Source organism: Streptomyces sp. NPDC048659, assembly GCF_040650575.1.
Lineage (GTDB): Bacteria > Actinomycetota > Actinomycetes > Streptomycetales > Streptomycetaceae > Streptomyces.
The window spans coordinates 1-14,662 of the sequence record NZ_JBEZHM010000022.1; the positions used below are offsets into that span (position 1 = coordinate 1).

At 71.5% G+C, this 14,662-nt stretch carries 17 protein-coding genes and 1 riboswitch; of the genes, 4 read left to right on the top strand and 13 right to left on the bottom strand.

Annotated features, from left to right (window positions below; all coding sequences use genetic code 11):
- Positions 1 to 83: 83 nt before the first annotated feature.
- From AB0C99_RS18575 to AB0C99_RS18585, 3 genes are all read right to left on the bottom strand, one after another.
- Complete coding sequence (locus AB0C99_RS18575) at positions 84 to 467, bottom strand: hypothetical protein (RefSeq protein ID WP_362476106.1); 384 nt, start codon at positions 465 to 467, stop codon at positions 84 to 86.
- A gap of 91 nt (positions 468 to 558) precedes the next feature.
- The gene (gene rph / locus AB0C99_RS18580) at positions 559 to 1,290 is read right to left on the bottom strand and encodes a ribonuclease PH (RefSeq protein ID WP_362476108.1); all 732 of its coding nucleotides are present in this window, start codon (positions 1,288 to 1,290) and stop codon (positions 559 to 561) included.
- An 87-nt stretch (positions 1,291 to 1,377) separates the two neighbouring features.
- Positions 1,378 to 1,611 carry a PTS glucose/sucrose transporter subunit IIB gene (locus AB0C99_RS18585; RefSeq protein WP_018517946.1) on the bottom strand — a complete coding sequence of 78 codons (234 nt, stop codon included), beginning with the start codon at positions 1,609 to 1,611 and terminating at the stop codon, positions 1,378 to 1,380.
- Between the two features lie 247 nt (positions 1,612 to 1,858).
- Between AB0C99_RS18585 and AB0C99_RS18590 the strand changes: the two genes are divergently transcribed.
- On the top strand, positions 1,859 to 3,160 hold the full coding sequence (locus AB0C99_RS18590; protein WP_362476110.1) for a PTS transporter subunit EIIC: 1,302 nt from the start codon (positions 1,859 to 1,861) through the stop codon (positions 3,158 to 3,160).
- A 250-nt stretch (positions 3,161 to 3,410) separates the two neighbouring features.
- Positions 3,411 to 4,685: a PTS transporter subunit EIIC gene (locus tag AB0C99_RS18595; RefSeq protein WP_362476112.1), complete on the top strand. Its 1,275-nt coding sequence runs from the start codon at positions 3,411 to 3,413 to the stop codon at positions 4,683 to 4,685.
- Positions 4,686 to 4,806: 121 nt separating this feature from the next.
- On the opposite strand, the gene AB0C99_RS18600 is transcribed toward AB0C99_RS18595, so the two are convergent.
- Positions 4,807 to 5,559 carry an MBL fold metallo-hydrolase gene (locus tag AB0C99_RS18600; protein WP_362476114.1) on the bottom strand — a complete coding sequence of 251 codons (753 nt, stop codon included), beginning with the start codon at positions 5,557 to 5,559 and terminating at the stop codon, positions 4,807 to 4,809.
- A 198-nt stretch (positions 5,560 to 5,757) separates the two neighbouring features.
- Between AB0C99_RS18600 and AB0C99_RS18605 the strand changes: the two genes are divergently transcribed.
- Positions 5,758 to 6,234, top strand: coding sequence for a type II toxin-antitoxin system PemK/MazF family toxin (locus tag AB0C99_RS18605; RefSeq protein ID WP_362476116.1), 477 nt, complete (start codon positions 5,758 to 5,760; stop codon positions 6,232 to 6,234).
- Positions 6,235 to 6,306: 72 nt separating this feature from the next.
- Here the strand turns inward: AB0C99_RS18605 and AB0C99_RS18610 are convergent, their stop codons facing one another.
- From AB0C99_RS18610 to AB0C99_RS18640, 7 genes are all read right to left on the bottom strand, one after another.
- Positions 6,307 to 7,257: a cysteine synthase gene (locus tag AB0C99_RS18610; RefSeq protein WP_362476118.1), complete on the bottom strand. Its 951-nt coding sequence runs from the start codon at positions 7,255 to 7,257 to the stop codon at positions 6,307 to 6,309.
- Positions 7,258 to 7,262: 5 nt separating this feature from the next.
- Positions 7,263 to 7,595: a MoaD/ThiS family protein gene (locus AB0C99_RS18615; protein WP_362476120.1), complete on the bottom strand. Its 333-nt coding sequence runs from the start codon at positions 7,593 to 7,595 to the stop codon at positions 7,263 to 7,265.
- A gap of 111 nt (positions 7,596 to 7,706) precedes the next feature.
- A complete protein-coding gene (locus AB0C99_RS18620; RefSeq protein ID WP_338058663.1) occupies positions 7,707 to 7,823 on the bottom strand; it encodes a putative leader peptide in 117 nt (38 codons plus the stop codon).
- Positions 7,824 to 7,867: 44 nt separating this feature from the next.
- On the bottom strand, positions 7,868 to 8,644 hold the full coding sequence (locus tag AB0C99_RS18625) for an ABC transporter ATP-binding protein (protein WP_362476279.1): 777 nt from the start codon (positions 8,642 to 8,644) through the stop codon (positions 7,868 to 7,870).
- Between the two features lie 29 nt (positions 8,645 to 8,673).
- Complete coding sequence (locus AB0C99_RS18630) at positions 8,674 to 9,720, bottom strand: iron ABC transporter permease (RefSeq protein ID WP_362476122.1); 1,047 nt, start codon at positions 9,718 to 9,720, stop codon at positions 8,674 to 8,676.
- Positions 9,717 to 10,697, bottom strand: a complete 981-nt coding sequence (locus tag AB0C99_RS18635) for an ABC transporter substrate-binding protein (protein WP_362476124.1) — start codon at positions 10,695 to 10,697, stop codon at positions 9,717 to 9,719. The genes AB0C99_RS18630 and AB0C99_RS18635 overlap by 4 nt, the downstream gene beginning before the upstream one ends.
- Before the next feature lie 56 nt (positions 10,698 to 10,753).
- Positions 10,754 to 10,828: riboswitch (cobalamin riboswitch) on the bottom strand.
- Between the two features lie 79 nt (positions 10,829 to 10,907).
- A complete protein-coding gene (locus AB0C99_RS18640; RefSeq protein WP_362476126.1) occupies positions 10,908 to 11,543 on the bottom strand; it encodes an HD domain-containing protein in 636 nt (211 codons plus the stop codon).
- Positions 11,544 to 11,615: 72 nt separating this feature from the next.
- Between AB0C99_RS18640 and AB0C99_RS18645 the strand changes: the two genes are divergently transcribed.
- A complete protein-coding gene (locus AB0C99_RS18645; protein ID WP_362476128.1) occupies positions 11,616 to 12,572 on the top strand; it encodes a DJ-1/PfpI family protein in 957 nt (318 codons plus the stop codon).
- On the opposite strand, the gene AB0C99_RS18650 is transcribed toward AB0C99_RS18645, so the two are convergent.
- On the bottom strand, positions 12,569 to 12,994 hold the full coding sequence (locus AB0C99_RS18650; RefSeq protein WP_362476130.1) for a M67 family metallopeptidase: 426 nt from the start codon (positions 12,992 to 12,994) through the stop codon (positions 12,569 to 12,571). The two genes, AB0C99_RS18645 and AB0C99_RS18650, sit on opposite strands and share 4 nt — an antisense overlap.
- Before the next feature lie 96 nt (positions 12,995 to 13,090).
- Positions 13,091 to 14,548: an amino acid permease gene (locus tag AB0C99_RS18655; protein WP_362476132.1), complete on the bottom strand. Its 1,458-nt coding sequence runs from the start codon at positions 14,546 to 14,548 to the stop codon at positions 13,091 to 13,093.
- Positions 14,549 to 14,662: the final 114 nt, after the last annotated feature.

Consider the following 14,662-nt stretch of genomic DNA (forward strand, 5'->3'; position numbering starts at 1 on the left):
TCGGCGCGGGCCTGGTCCTGGGCGGGGCGGTGCTGCGCGGGGGCCGGACCGGGGCCCGTGGGGTCCCGGCCGCGGCGGTCCGGCTAGCCGGGGGTGCAGACCTTGCCGACCTCGGTGGCCGCGTCGGTGATCGGCTTGATGTCGGGGGTGGCGTCGCCGTTCTTGACCGCCGTGCGGACCGTGTCGACGCCCTTGGTGAGGTCGTCGACCGCCTTGGTCAGGTCCGCGTTGTCCGTCGTGTTCTTGAGGTTGCCCAGCTCCGTGTCGATGCTGTTCAGGGCCTCTTCGATCTGGGTCGGGTCGTTGGAGGCGCTGGAGACGGCCTGCGACAGCTTGTCGACCGAGGTGGCGATGGCGTCGGCGGTCTTGACGCAGTCCATGGCCTTGTCGAGCGCACCGCAGCCGACCAGTCCGGTCAGTGCGGCGGCGGTGGCGACGGCGAGCGCTATGGAGCGGCGGCGCTTCAAGAGTTGGGTCCTCCCCCTCGTACCTGCGTGTGTATGGACGGGGCGCACGGTTCGACCCGTGCGCCCGTATCCAGACAGACGCCCGGGATCCTCAGAGAGTTCCTTCGAGCGCCTTGCGCTGGATCTCGGCCAGTTCGGCGCAGCCGCCGGAGGCCAGGTCGAGGAGGGCGTTGAGCTCCTTGCGGTCGAAGGGCTCGGCCTCGGCGGTGCCCTGGACCTCGACGAAGCGGCCGTCGCCGGTGCAGACGACGTTCATGTCGGTGTCGGCGCGGACGTCCTCCTCGTAGCAGAGGTCGAGGAGCGGGGTGCCGTCGACGATGCCGACGGAGACGGCGGCGACGGTGCCGGTCAGCGGCTTGCGGCCGGCCTTGACCAGCTTCTTGCCCTGCGCCCAGGCGACGGCGTCGGCGAGGGCGACGTACGCGCCGGTGATGGCGGCGGTGCGGGTGCCGCCGTCGGCCTGGAGGACGTCGCAGTCGAGGACGATGGTGTTCTCGCCGAGCGCCTTGTAGTCGATGACGGCGCGCAGCGAGCGCCCGATGAGGCGGGAGATCTCGTGGGTCCGGCCGCCGATCTTGCCGCGGACGGACTCGCGGTCGCCGCGGGTGTTGGTGGCGCGGGGCAGCATCGAGTACTCCCCGGTCACCCAGCCCTCGCCGCTGCCCTTGCGCCAGCGGGGGACGCCCTCGGTGACGGAGGCGGTGCAGAAGACCTTGGTGTCGCCGAAGGAGACGAGGACGGAGCCCTCGGCGTGCTTGCTCCATCCGCGTTCGATGGTGACGGGGCGGAGCTGTTCGGGGGTACGGCCGTCGATACGAGACATGGGACGAGCCTAGCGGGAGCGGACGAAGGGCCCGTTCCCCTGCCGGAACGGGCCCTTCGCCGATGTGTCAGTCGCGGAGGCGACGGCTCACATCATGTCTTCGATGTCGGCGGCGATCGGGTCCGCGTCGGTGCCGATGACGACCTGGATGGCGGTGCCCATCTTCACGACACCGTGGGCGCCGGCGGCCTTGAGGGCGGCCTCGTCGACCTTGGACGGGTCGATGACCTCGGTGCGGAGGCGGGTGATGCAGCCCTCGACCTCTTCGATGTTCTCGATGCCACCGAGCCCGGCGACGATCTTCTCAGCCTTGCTGGCCATGTGTTTCTCCCTGTCCGTTCCGTTCAAAGAACGTGAATCTCGGCGCACCGAAGGTCCGCTTTGTCACGGTAACCCACGGTTGGACCAGTCTCGCGAGCGAAGTCCGCCGTTCTGCCGAAAGATGACGATCACCGGCGGCCTGCCCACGATCGGCCCCGGGGAGCCTACCGCAACTGGTCTACACCAGTGTGAACGAGAGCCGGGTCCGGAATGTTCCGGGGTCCGTGTCGGGTCAGGGAGGACGCCGATGAGCAGTACGAGCGCCGCAGCCGCACCGAAGAAGTCGCATTGGGGCGGCTTCTTCCAAGGGCTGCAGAAGATGGGCCGCAGCCTTCAGCTGCCCATCGCCGTCCTCCCCGCGGCCGGCATCATCGGCCGACTGGGCCAGCCGGACGTCTTCGGCGACGACGGCCTGGGCTGGACGGACGTCGCCAAGGTCATGGCGGGAGCCGGCGGCGCCCTGCTCGACGCCGACCTCGGCCTCCCCCTGCTGTTCTGCATCGGCGTCGCCATCGGCATGGCGAAGAAGTCGGACGGCTCCACCGCCCTCGCCGCCGTGGCCGGTTTCCTCGTCTACCGGGGCGTGCTGCACGCCTTCCCGAAGGACTGCCCGACCGGCACCAAGGACATCGGCGGCGGCTGCCTCGGCGTCGACGACTCCTTCGCCGGCTACACGTACCAGAACCCCGGCGTCTTCGGCGGCATCGTGATGGGCCTGCTGGCCGCCTACTTCTGGCAGAAGTACCACCGGGTCAAGCTGGTCGACTGGCTCGGCTTCTTCAACGGGCGCCGGCTCGTCCCCATCATCATGTCCTTCGTCGGCATCGCCTTCGCCGCGCTCTGCCTGTGGATCTGGCCGCCGATCGGCAACGGCCTGGAGAGCTTCTCCGACTGGCTGGTCGGGCTCGGCTCCTGGGGCTCCGGCATCTTCGGCGTGGCCAACCGCGCGCTGCTGGTCATCGGCCTGCACCAGTTCCTCAACGTGCCGGTCTGGTTCCAGTTCGGCTCGTACACCAAGCCGGACGGCACGGTGGTCCACGGTGACATCAGCATGTTCCTGGCGGGCGACCCGAACGCCGGTCAGTTCACCTCGGGCTTCTTCCCGATCATGATGTTCGCGCTGCCGGCCGCCGCGCTGGCGATCACCCACTGCGCCAAGCCGCACCGGCGCAAGCAGGTCGGCGGCCTGATGCTCTCGGTCGGCCTGACCTCGTTCGTCACCGGCATCACCGAGCCGCTGGAGTACTCGTTCCTCTTCATCGCGCCGGTGCTGTACGCGATCCACGCGGTGCTGACCGGTGTGTCGATGGCGGTGACCTGGGCGCTCGGCGTGCACGACGGCTTCAGCTTCTCGGCCGGCCTCATCGACTACGTGATCAACTGGGGGCTCGCGACGAAGCCGTGGATGATCATTCCGATCGGCCTCTGCTTCGCCGTCGTCTACTACGCGCTCTTCCGCTTCGCGATCACCAAGTTCAACCTGCCGACCCCGGGCCGCGAGCCCGAGGAGCTGGAGGAGGAACTGGAGCGGGACAACACGAAGGCGTAACGCCCCGACAGGCTTTCGCCCCGCCTCCCAGGCCCTCGGACCTCACGGTCCGGGGGCCTTATGTCGTCCGTTGTCCGGCTATGGCTCGGACCACAAAATTCGAAGGTTCCTTATCTAAGTCACACGTGCTACAACTGGTCTACACCATTAATTGGTGTAGACCACGCGGTCCAGACCACCGCGTTCCCTGAGACGCCGCCGTCACCCCCTTCACTGTCCTCTGGCGGCGCCTTGCCCACTGGAGGAAGTTGTGTCCACGGCTAGCGCCGCCCCCGCGGCCAAGAAGAAGGGCTCCGGCGCGATGGCTGTCATGCAGCGCATCGGCCGCAGCCTCATGCTGCCGGTCGCCGTGCTGCCCGCCGCCGCGCTCCTGGTCCGGTTCGGTCAGGCAGACATGCTTGGCAGGGAGTCGTTCCCGGACTTCGTCAACAAGCTCGCCAGCTACATGGCCGCCGGTGGTGGCGCCCTGCTGGACAACATGGCGCTGCTGTTCTGCGTCGGTATCGCCATCGGCTTCGCGAAGAAGTCGGACGGCTCCACCGCGCTGGCCGCCGTGACCGGCTACCTGGTCTTCCAGAAGGTGCTCGCCACCTTCACCGACAGCAACCTGCCGAAGGTCGCGGCCGTCGCCGACGGCAAGATCGTCATGAACGACGCCGCGGTCAACGCCGGCGTCCTCGGCGGCGTGATCATGGGCATCGTCGTGGCCCTGCTGTACCAGAAGTTCTACCGCACCAAGCTGCCGGACTGGGCGGGCTTCTTCGGCGGCCGTCGCCTGGTCCCGATCCTCTCCGCCTTCGCGGGTCTGGTCATCGGCATCGTGATGGGTCTCATCTGGCCGGTGCTCGGCTCCGTCATCCACAACTTCGGTGAGTGGCTGGTCGACTCCGGCGCGGTCGGCGCGGGCATCTTCGGTGTCGCCAACCGTGCGCTGATCCCGGTCGGCATGCACCACCTGCTCAACTCCTTCCCGTGGTTCCAGGCCGGCACCTACACCGACGGCGGCGTGGACTACCACGGCGACATCGCGCGCTTCCTGCACGGCGACCCGACCGCGGGCCAGTTCATGACCGGCTTCTTCCCGATCATGATGTTCGCCCTCCCGGCGGCCTGCCTCGCGATCACCCACTGTGCCCGCCCGGAGCGCCGCAAGGTCGTCGGCGGCATGATGTTCTCCCTCGCGCTCACCGCCTTCGTCACCGGTGTGACCGAGCCGATCGAGTTCACCTTCATGTTCATCGCCCCGGTCCTCTACGCGATCCACGCGCTGCTGACCGGTGTCTCCCTGGCGCTCACCTGGGCCCTCGGCATGAAGGACGGCTTCGGCTTCTCCGCCGGCGCGGTCGACTTCCTGCTCAACCTGGGCATCGCGTCCAAGCCGTGGCTGCTGGCCCTGGTCGGCCTCTGCTTCGCCGCCCTGTACTACGTGATCTTCCGCTTCGCGATCACCAAGTTCAACATCCCGACGCCGGGCCGCGAGTCCGACGAGGAGCTGGCCGAGCTGCAGAAGGCCGAGGCCAAGTAAGCCGGTACGGCCGCCCCGGCACCGCCGGACAGCCGACAGCGAAGGGCCCCGGAACCGACAGGTTCCGGGGCCCTTCCCGTATGTCCGGGCACGGATGCGCCAGGCTCGGACCGTGCCCGGCTCAGACCTCGTACACCGCGCCCGCGTACGCCAGCTCCGCCGGGCCCGGGTACACCGCGCGCGCGTCCGACAGGTTCCGTTCGCCGTCCGTCCACGGCGGGATGTGGGTCAGCACCAGCCGGCCCACCTCCGCGCGGGCGGCCTGGGCGCCGGCCTCGCGGCCGTTGAGGTGGAGGGCCGGGATGTCCTCCTTGCCGTGGGTGAAGGACGCCTCGCACAGGAAGAGGTCCGCCCCGCGCGCCAGCTCGTCCAGCGCGTCGCACACCCCGGTGTCCCCCGAGTAGGTCAGCGAACGGCCGCCGTGCTCGACCCGGATCGCGTACGCCTCGACCGGATGGCACACCTTCTCCGTGCGCACCGAGAACGGGCCGATCTCGAACGAGGCCGACTTCAGCGTGCGGAAGTCGAAGACCTCGGCCATCGCGTGCGGCGAGGGCGTGTCCGCGTACGCCGTGGTCAGCCGCTGCTCCGCGCCCTCCGGGGCGTACACGGGGAGCGCGTCGCAGCGGCCCCCCTCGTGGCGGTAGTAACGCGCGACGAAGTACCCGCACATGTCGATGCAGTGGTCGGCGTGCAGATGGCTCAGGAAGATCGCGTCCAGGTCGTACAGACCGATGTGGCGCTGCAGCTCGCCCAGGGCGCCGTTGCCCATGTCGAGGAGCAGCCGGAAGCCGTCGGCCTCTACGAGGTAGCTGGAGCAGGCCGATTCCGCGGACGGGAAGGAACCTGAGCAGCCGACGACGGTGAGCTTCATGGAGCGTGAACCTCCGTGGACGGGTGCGCGGAGCGCGGGGAGGGGAGGTCGTGCGATCTGTCGAGCGTACGGCGCGCTACCGCCCGTCGCTCCTCCGTGGCGGCCCGTTGTGGGCGAACTCACGGGCGCTGTCACCGGTTCGGATGGATGGCGGGGCGCCCGGGCGGTGCGGGGGCGGCGACGGTACGGTCTTGAGGTATGGACACGTCGTGGTGGCCCGCGCTGGTCGCGGTCGTGGTGCTGGCGCTGATCGCGGCGGTCACCGAGGGGCGCCGCCGTTCGGGCCGCCGGCGTCCGCCGGGCCGGACCCGGCCGCCCGCCCGGCCGACCCGTCCGGCACCGCGCGGGAGGGCGCCCTCGGGGCGGCTGCCCCGGCCGGGTGAGATCTGGTGGGCGGAGGTGCCGTTCGAGGACGGCCCGGGTTCGAAGGACCGCCCGTGCCTGGTGCTCGGGGTGCGCGGCGAGCGGGCGCTGGTCGCGAAGATCACCAGCAAGTACCACGACGAGCGGCCCGGGGTGATCGCGCTGCCGCCGGGCTCGGTGGGCGACGCGCAGGGCCGGCCGAGCTTCCTGGAGACGGACGAGCTGCGGGACGTGCCGGTGGTGGACTTCCGCCGCCGGGTGGGGACGGCGGACCCGGTGGTCTGGGACCAGGTCCGCCATCTGGCGCGCTGAGCACGGGCGGTGCGGGTGGGACGGGCGGTACGGGTGGGGCGGGTGTGACGAGGGGGGATCCGTGGTCGGGCCTCAGGCCCAGAGCTGGTCCTGCACCGCCGCGATCGCTTCCTCCGTCGTCGCCGCCGTGTAGAGGCCGGTCGACAGGTACTTCCAGCCGCCGTCGGCCACGATGAAGACGATGTCGGCGCTCTCGCCCGCCTTGACCGCCTTGTTGCCGACGCCGATGGCCGCGTGCAGGGCCGCGCCGGTGGAGACGCCCGCGAAGATGCCCTCCTGCCGGAGCAGGTCGCGGGTGCGGGTGACCGCGTCGGCCGAGCCGACCGAGAAGCGGGTGGTGAGGACGGAGGCGTCGTACAGCTCGGGGACGAAGCCCTCGTCGAGGTTGCGCAGGCCGTAGACCAGGTCGTCGTACCGGGGTTCGGCGGCGACGATCTTCACGTCGGGCTTGTGCTCGCGCAGGTAGCGGCCGACGCCCATGAGGGTGCCGGTGGTGCCGAGGCCCGCCACGAAGTGGGTGATGGACGGCAGGTCGGCGAGGATCTCGGGGCCGGTGCCGGCGTAGTGGGCGCCCGCGTTGTCGGGGTTGCCGTACTGGTAGAGCATCACCCAGTCCGGGTGCTCGGCGGCGAGCTCCTTGGCGACGCGGACCGCCGTGTTGGAACCGCCCGCCGCGGGGGACGAGATGATCTCGGCGCCCCACATGGCGAGCAGCTGGCGGCGCTCCTCGCTGGTGTTCTCCGGCATGACGCAGACGATCCGGTAGCCCTTGAGCTTGGCCGCCATCGCGAGCGAGATGCCGGTGTTGCCGCTGGTGGGCTCCAGGATGGTGCAGCCGGGGGTGAGCCGGCCGTCCTTCTCGGCCTGCTCGATCATGTGGAGCGCGGGGCGGTCCTTGACCGAGCCGGTGGGGTTGCGGTCCTCCAGCTTGGCCCAGATGCGGACCTCGTCCGAGGGGGACAGCCGCGGCAGCCGGACCAGGGGCGTGTGGCCGACCGCCGCCAGCGGGGAGTCGTAGCGCATGTGGATCAGACCATTCCCACCCGTCGCCCGGCCGCCACCCCGACCGGACGCGGCTCCGCCGCGACAGAACCTCCAGCGACCGCGGGCAGGATCGTGACGCTGTCGCCGTCGGTGAGCTTGGTGTCGATGCCGTCGAGGAAGCGGACGTCCTCGTCGTTCAGGTAGACGTTGACGAAGCGGCGCAGCTTGCCCTCGTCCACGATGCGGGCCTCGATCCCGGCGTGGCGGGTCTCCAGGTCGGCGAAGAGCTCGGAGAGGGTGCCGCCGCTGCCCTCGACGGCCTTGGCGCCGTCGGTGTAGGTGCGGAGGATGGTCGGGACGCGGACCTCGATGGCCATGGGGTGGGCTCCTGTCGGAAGGGGCTCGTACGGGCAGGTGGCGTGCTGGGCGCGCGGCTGGGGCCCCCGCGCGGGGGCTCGTGCTGGGCGGGATGCGCTCGGTCCGGGCTGTCAGAGCGCGGCGCGCGGCGTACAGATCGCGCTGGCGAGGCGGCACAGATCGACGTGCAGGCGCGCGACGAGCAGGGGTGTGCCCGGCGTCTCTTCGCTCACGTCGTGGGAAACCATGCGGTCATCGTATCGATTCCCGGTCCGGGTTCCGGAATGTGATCTCACATGACGGACAGATTTTGACCAACGGGCGGACGCGGCAGATAGACGACGAGCGGCGTGCCGGTGGCCGGATGCGGGATGACCTCGGCTTCCACCCCGTAGACCCGCTTCAGCAGGGCCGGGGTGAGCACCTCGGACGGCGCGCCCTCGGCGACGACCCGGCCCCGGTCCAGGACGTAGAGCCGGTCGCAGTGGGCGGCGGCGAGGGTCAGATCGTGCAGGGCGAGGAGGTTGGTGGTGCCCAAATGGCGGACGAGGGAGAGGACTTCCAGCTGGTAGCGGATGTCCAGGTGGTTGGTCGGCTCGTCGAGCACGAGCAGCGCCGGGTCCTGGACCAGCGCCCGCGCGACCAGCGCCCGCTGCCGCTCGCCGCCGGACAGCTCGGGGTACGGGCGCTCGGCCAGGTCGAGGATGCCGACCCGGTCGAGCGCCGCGTCCGCCCGCTCCCGGTCGCTCGCGGTGTCGCCCTCCCAGAAGCGCTTGTGCGGGGAGCGGCCCAGGGCGACCAGCTCGCGGACGGTCAGCTCGAATTCGAGGGCGCTCTCCTGCGGCACGGTCGCCACCCGGCGGGCCCGCGCCCGGGGGCCCATCGCGCGCAGGTCCTCGCCGTCGAGGAGGGCGCGGCCACTGGTGGCGGCGAGGGTGCCGTAGACGCAGCGCAGCAGGGTGGTCTTGCCGCTGCCGTTGGGGCCGACGAGGCCGACGGTCTCGCCGGGGCGGGCGACGAGGTCGGCCTCGTACAGCCGCCCTTCGTATCCGAGGGCCTCGATCCGCAGGTCGGCCGTGCGGGCCGTACGGGGAGGGGTCACAGGGTCGCTCCGTCCGCGCGGCGGCGCATCAGCCAGAGGAAGAAGGGCCCGCCGGTGAGGGCGGTGAGCACGCCGACCGGGATGTCCTGGGGCGCGGCGACGGTGCGCGCGGCGAGGTCGGCGAGGACGAGGGCGAGCGCCCCGCCGAGGGCGGCGACCGGGAGCAGCCGCCGGTGCGGGGCGCCGACGGCCATCCGGGCGGCGTGCGGGACCATCAGGCCGATGAAGCCGACGGCTCCGCTGGCCGCGACCATGACGGCGGTGACGAGCGAGGCGAGGACGAAGACGGCGGCGCGGAAGCGGGCGGTGTCCAGGCCGAGGACGGTGGCGCCCTCCTCACCGACGAGCAGCAGGTCGAGCGGGCGGGCGAGGGTGAGCAGGACGCCGATGCCGAGGGCGAGGACGGCGGCGGGCAGCACGAGGCTGTCCCAGCGGGCGCTGCCGAGGCCGCCGAGGGACCAGTAGAGGGCCTCCTGGAACTGCTCGGGGCGGCCGGCGAGGACGAGCAGCAGGGTGGTGAGGGCGGACAGGATGTACGAGACGGCGACCCCGGCGAGGACGAGCCGGGCGCCGGTCATGGTGCCGCCGCGCCGGGCCAGTCCGTAGACGAGGACGAGGGCGAGCAGGGCGCCCGCGAAGGCCCCGGCGGGCAGGGCGACGGTGGTGGTGATCCCGCCGGCGACCCCGAGGACCAGCACGCACACCGCCCCGGCCGAGGCGCCGGAGGAGATGCCGAGCAGGAAGGGGTCGGCGAGCCGGTTGCGGACGAGGGCCTGGAGCACGGCGCCGACGACGGCGAGCCCGGCGCCGACGACCGCCCCGAGCAGCACCCGGGGCAGCCGCACGTCGAGCACGATCGTGCGGTACGGGGAGGGCCCGGCCCGCCCGGTCAGGATGTCGAGCACCTGGCCGGGCGGGATGCGGACGGAGCCGAGCGCGAGGGCGGCGACGACGGCCGCGGCGAGCGCGACGAGCAGTCCGGCGACGACCGCCGTGTGGCGGAGCCGGGTCGCCGGGCGGTGGGCCGCCGGGCGGTGGGTCATCGAGCGGCGGGGTGGAGCTGCGCGGCGAGCTTCCCGACAGCGGCGGGGGCGCGGACGCCGAGGACCGCGTCGGAGAGCGGCAGCACGGCGAAGCGGCGGTTCTTGACGGCCGGGACCTCGCGCAGGGCCGGGTCGTCGAGGAGGCGCCGCTTCTTCTGCTCGACGGTGGTGGAGCCGTAGTCGTAGATGACGATCACGTCGGGCTTGCGGTCGACGACCTGCTCCCAGGTGGCGTCGCCGAAGGTCTTGTCGAGGTCGGCGAAGACGTTGCGGCCGCCGGCGCGGGTGATGAGCTCGTTGCCGATGCCCTTGCCGCCCGCGGTGAAGGCGGTCTTGTCGCCGCTGTCGTAGACGAAGACGGAGACGGGCGCGACGCCCTTCACCCGCCGCTCGGCGGCGGCGACCCCGGTCTTCGCCTCGCGGGTCCACGCCTCGGCCCGGTCGGGGACGCCGAAGGTGCGGCCGACCTCGGTGACCTCGCGGTAGACGTCGTCGAGGGCGGTGCGGCCGGAGGGGCAGTACTCGGTGTTGAGGCGGGTCGCGATGCCCGAGCGCCCCAGGTCGTCGCGGGAGCGGCCGGACTTTGCGTCGAAGGCGGAGGAGTAGCCCCCGTACACGAAGTCGGGGTTCGCGGCGAGCAGCGCCTCCTTGGAGGGGTACTCCTTGGCGAGCACGGGGACCGCGTCGTACGCCTTCTTGTAGGCGGGGAGGACCGCGTCGTCCAGGTAGGCGGTGCCGACCAGCGACTTCTGCAGGCCGAGGGCGAGCATGACCTCGGTGACGTGCTGGTTCATGGTGACCGCGCGCTTCGGCGGGGCCTGGTAGGTGGTCGTCACACCGCAGTTGACGACGGTGTACGGGAAGCCGGGGGCGGCCTTCGCGCCCTTGTCGGCGCCGGGGGTGCTCGCGGGGGCGGAGCAGGCGGCGAGCAGGGGTATGAGCGCGGCGGCGGTGAGCAGCGGGCGGCGCCAGGACATGGGCAGACCTCCAGACGGGGATCCGCGTCCCCGGTCGGTACTGGCAGGCGGCAGGTCAGTTCCTGGCTTCCGGCCCTGGTCAGGGGCGGGTCACAGTGGCGGGACCGTGCCGGATTCGCACCGGCTTCCTGGGTCCTGCCGCCCTCGTTTGCGACAGTGTCTCACCCGGTCCCCGCCGGGCTCGGGCGGGCTCCGGCGGACCGGGCGGGCTCAGGACGGCCAGGCGGAGGTCCGGATGACGGTCACGAAGTCGCCGGGCTCGAATCCGGGGACGAAGTGGCGCAGCACGTCGGCCTTGACGTTGCCGAAGGAGGTCTCCGGCTTGGGGGCGATGCCCTCGGCGAAGGCGGCCAGGATGCGGTTCTTGAAGTCGGGGCGCGGGTGGGCGGCGACGACCGCGGCCCGCTCCTCGGGCGTGACCAGGGCGGGGTCGTCGTAGCCGATGCCGAGGACGTCGTACTCGACACCGGCGGTGACCAGGGCGATCTCGGGCTCCATGAACTCCGGGACGCCGGGGGTGGTGTGCAGCGCGATGGCGGTCCACACCCGGCGGACGGCGTCCTCGCCGACGCCGTGGGAACGCAGGAAGGCGGCGGCCTCCTCGGCGCCGTCGACCTCGAAGCGGCGGCCGGAGGCGTGGTGCTCCGCGCCGAGGCCGAGGTCGTGGAACATCGCGCCGACGTAGAGGAGTTCGGGGTCGTACGCGAGGCCCCGGGCGCGGCCCTGGAGGGCGCCGAAGAGGTGCACGCGGCGGGAGTGGTGGTAGATCAGCTCGCCGGCGGTGTCGCGGACGAGCTCGGTGGCGGCGGCGAGGGACGTGTCGGGGATCAGCGTCAGCGGGTTCATGGCTCAAGGTTCGCTCCGGCGGCGGCGCCCCCGCCATGTCCCTGGGGACGGGTATCCCACAGAATCGGACACATGACGACGACGCGCGCGGTGTGGGTGTTCGCCTTCGACGGGGTCCGGCTGCTGGACGTGTCCGCGCCGCTGGAGGTCTTCGCGACGGCGGGCGAGCCGTACGCGGTGCGGGTGTGCTCGCCGGACGGGCGGGACGTGCGGACCTCGTGCGGGCTGAGGATCGGCGCGGACCGGGCGGCGGACGCGGTGCGGGGCGCGGACACGCTGATCGTGCCGGGGGCGGTGGACGTGGCCCGCTGCGTGGCGGCCGGCCCGGCGGTGGCGGAGCTCGCGGCGCGCTCGGCGCGGGTGGCGTCGGTGTGCACGGGCGCGTTCGCGCTGGCGGCGGCGGGGCTGCTGGACGGGCGGCGGGCGACGACGCACTGGGAGCACGCGGCGGAGCTGGCCCGGCGGCACCCGGCGGTGGAGGTGCTGGCGGACGCGATCCACGTACGGGACGGGGAGGTGTGGTCGTCGGCGGGGGTGACGGCCGGGATCGACCTGTGCCTGGCGCTGCTGGAGGAGGACCGGGGCGCGGCGGCGGCCCGTGCGGTGGCGCGGGACCTGGTGGTGTTCCTCCAGCGGCCGGGCGGCCAGTCGCAGTTCTCGGCTGTGTCCCGCACGCCCCCGACGGGCCATCCGGTGGTGCGGCCGCTGCTGGACGCGGTGGCGGCGGATCCGGCCGCGGACCACAGCGCGGCGGCGCTGGCGCGGCGGGCGGGGGTGAGCGCCCGGCATCTGGCGCGCCTGTTCCGGGAGCAGACGGGGGCGAGCCCCGGGGCGTACGTGGAGCGGGTGCGGGTGGAGGCGGCGCGGCTGCTGCTGGAGGGCGGGGCGAGCGTGACGGGGGCGGCGGCCCGCAGCGGGCTCGGCAGCGACGAGAGCCTGCGGCGGGCGTTCGCCCGGCACTTCGGGGTCACGCCCTCCGCGTACCTGGCCCGCTTCCGGACCTCGTCGTACGCCGGGGACAGGGCCTAGGCGTACGCCTCCACGACCCGGACCTCTTCCTCCGTCACGACGCCTTCGACGATCGTGTAGGAGCGGAACTGGAAGGGCCCGGCGCCGTCGGTGTCGGCGGTGGAGACGAGGACGTAGTGGGCGCCCGGCTCGTTGGCGTAGGTGATGTCGGTGCGGGACGGGTACGCCTCGGTCGCGGTGTGCGAGTGGTAGACGATCACGGGCTCCTCGTCCCGGTCGTCCATGTCGCGGTAGAGCTTGAGCAGGTCCGCGGAGTCGAACTCGTAGAAGGTGGGCGAGCGCGCCGCGTTCAGCATCGGGATGAAGCGCTCGGGACGGCCGCTGCCGACCGGACCGGCGACCACGCCGCATGCCTCGTCGGGGTGGTCCGCGCGGGAGTGTTCCACGATCTGGTCGTACAGGGCCCGGGTGATGGTCAGCATGCCTAGAGGATAAGCAGACGGGCCGTCCCGTACCGAGAAGTGGTACGGAACGGCCCGCATGCTGAGACCGCGCAGGTCAGGCCGGGCCGACTCCGGTCAGGACTCGACCGACTCCCGGTCGGTCCGCTTCGCGAAGGCGGCGCCCTCGGGGTCGCGGCTCTTGAGGACCAGGTAGGCGACGGCGAGCAGCAGGCCCCAGACCGGCGCGCCGTAGAGCGCGACCCGGTTGCCGGAGTCCATGGCCATGGTCACGACGACCATGGTGATGAAGGCGAGCGAGAAGAGGCTGAACCAGATGCCGCCGGGTGCCTTGAAGGAGGAGTGCGGGAGCTCGCCCCGGTCGGCCTTGAGGCGGTAGCGGATCTGGCAGATCAGGATGACGATCCAGGCCCACATGCCGGAGATGGTGGCGAAGGAGACGACGTAGTTGAACGCCTCGCCGGGCCACTGGTAGTTGACCCAGACGCCGACCATCATCAGCGCGGCGGAGAAGGTGGTGCCGACCAGCGGGGTGCCCGACTTGGTGAGCCTGGTGAAGACCTTCGGGCCCTGCCCGTTGAGCGCGAGGTCGCGCAGCATCCGGCCGGTGGAGTACATGCCCGAGTTGCAGGAGGACAGGGCCGCCGTGAGGACCACGAAGTTGACGATGGCGGCGCCGATGCCGAGGCCCATCTTCTCGAAGGCGGCGACGAACGGGCTGACACCGGGCTGGAACTCGGTCCACGGGACGACCGACAGGATCATGATCAGCGCGCCGACGTAGAAGACGGCGATGCGCCACGGCACGGTGTTGATCGCCTTCGGCAGGACCGTCTTCGGGTCCTTGGACTCGCCCGCGGTGACGCCGACCAGCTCGACGGCGAGGAAGGCGAACATGACCATCTGGAGGGTCATCAGGGTGGAGAAGATGCCGTCCTTGCCGGCGAAGAAGCCGCCGAGGTCCCACAGGTGGGTGACGGAGGCGGTGTCACCGGCGTCGGAGAAGCCGAGGGTGAGGATGCCGGCGCAGATCAGGATCATGCCGACGATCGCGGTGACCTTGACCATCGAGAACCAGAACTCCAGCTCGCCGAAGAGCTTCACGGAGATCAGGTTGGCGCCGTACAGGACGATGGTGAAGACCAGGGCGGAGAGCCACTGCGGGATGTCCCACCAGTACGTCATGTAGGTGGCGGCGGCGGTGACCTCGGTGATGCCGGTGACGACCCAGAAGAGCCAGTACGTCCAGCCGGTCGCGAAGCCCGCGAAGGGGCCGATGAACTCGCGGGCGTACTCCGAGAAGGAGCCCGACACCGGGCGGTACATGAGGAGCTCGCCGAGCGCCCGCATGATGAAGAAGATGACCAGGCCCGCGACGGCGTACGCGAGGATCAGGCTGGGTCCCGCGATGGAGATGCCCTTGCCCGCGCCCAGGAACAGGCCGGTGCCGATGGCGCCGCCGATCGCGATCATCTGGATCTGGCGGGCGCCGAGCGCCCGGTGGTAGCCCTCGCCGGAGGCGGAGTCCTCGGCCTCATTGCCGTCGTGCTGCTTGTCGACCTGCACTGAGGTCATGGTGGTGCGCCTTTCTCCATGCCGATCCGCGCGACTGCGAGTGCGTCTGCCGCGGATCAGGTCCTGATCCCCCCGGATATGGATGGAGTGCTACCGGCGGTCAGCCGGCCAAAG